The sequence below is a fragment of the Actinomadura sp. NPDC048955 genome, assembly GCF_040649435.1.
Lineage (GTDB): Bacteria > Actinomycetota > Actinomycetes > Streptosporangiales > Streptosporangiaceae > Spirillospora > Spirillospora luteofluorescens.
The window spans coordinates 1-1,131 of record NZ_JBEZJI010000206.1 but is presented as its reverse complement, the minus strand read 5'-3'; the positions used below and the strand labels follow the sequence as shown (position 1 = coordinate 1,131).

The window sequence follows — 1,131 nt, the reverse complement described above, 5'->3', positions numbered from 1 at the left end:
CGCTAGCTGTAGTGACCATGGACGTTGGTGACGGCGACACGGCTCGATGAGCTTGATATAGACGAGGACCTCCTGGCGAGGTGTGTGTCACCACAACATGCACATCTCGTCCTGGAGGTCCTCGTGGTCCACGCTAACGCCAAACTTGCGCCGGCCGGGCGGTTGGAGCTGGCCCGCTGTGTCGTGGACCAGGGCTGGCCGCTGCGGCGAGCGGCCGAGCGGTTCCAGGTCTCCCACACCACCGCCAAACGCTGGGCCGACCGCTACCGGCAGTCAGGGGCGGCGGGGATGGCCGATCGCTCCAGCCGCCCGCACCACAGCCCGGCCCGCATGTCCAAGCGGATCGAGCGGCGGATCGTCAACCTCCGCTTCACCGCCCGGCTGGGACCGGCCCGCATCTCGGCCCGGCTGGGCTTGCACGCCTCCACCGTGCACCGCGTCCTGACCCGCTACCACTGCCCGCCCCTGGCGCATCTGGACCGCGCCACCGGACGCCCGATACGCCGCACCGTCCGCCGCTACGAACACCCCGCACCCGGCGACCTGATCCACGTCGACATCAAAAAGCTCGGCAACATCCCCGACGGCGGCGGCCACCGCGCGCACGGCCGCGCCATCGGCACCCGCAACAGCCAGCGCACCGACACCGGCACCCGCCGCACAGGCGGCAAACCCCGGCTTGGCCACGGCTACCTCCACACCGCCATCGACGACCACTCCCGCCTGGCCTACACCGAAATCCTCCCCGACGAGCGCAAGGAAACCGCCGTCGCGTTCTGGCAGCGCGCACACCAATTCTTCACCGACGCCGGAATCACCGTCCGCCGGGTCCTGACCGACAACGGCGCCTGCTACCGCTCACACCCCTGGCGCGACCAACTCGCCGCCGACGGCATCGCACACAAGCGCACCCGCCCCTACCGACCCCAGACCAACGGCAAAGTCGAGCGCTACCACCGCACCCTCCTCGACGAATGGGCCTACGCCCGCCCCTACACCAGCGAATCCGAGCGACGCGCCGCACTCACCCCCTGGCTGCACCTCTACAACCATCACCGCGGACACACCGCACTGGCAGGACAACCACCCTCCAGCCGAGTCACCAACCTGTCAGGGCAGTACAGCTAGCGG

1 protein-coding gene is annotated in these 1,131 nt (G+C 69.5%); it reads left to right on the top strand.

The genetic code is table 11. The features are described from left to right. The first annotated feature begins 123 nt into the window (after positions 1 to 123). Positions 124 to 1,128 carry an IS481 family transposase gene (locus tag AB0C84_RS46285; protein WP_361079324.1) on the top strand — a complete coding sequence of 335 codons (1,005 nt, stop codon included), beginning with the start codon at positions 124 to 126 and terminating at the stop codon, positions 1,126 to 1,128. Positions 1,129 to 1,131 lie beyond the last annotated feature (3 nt).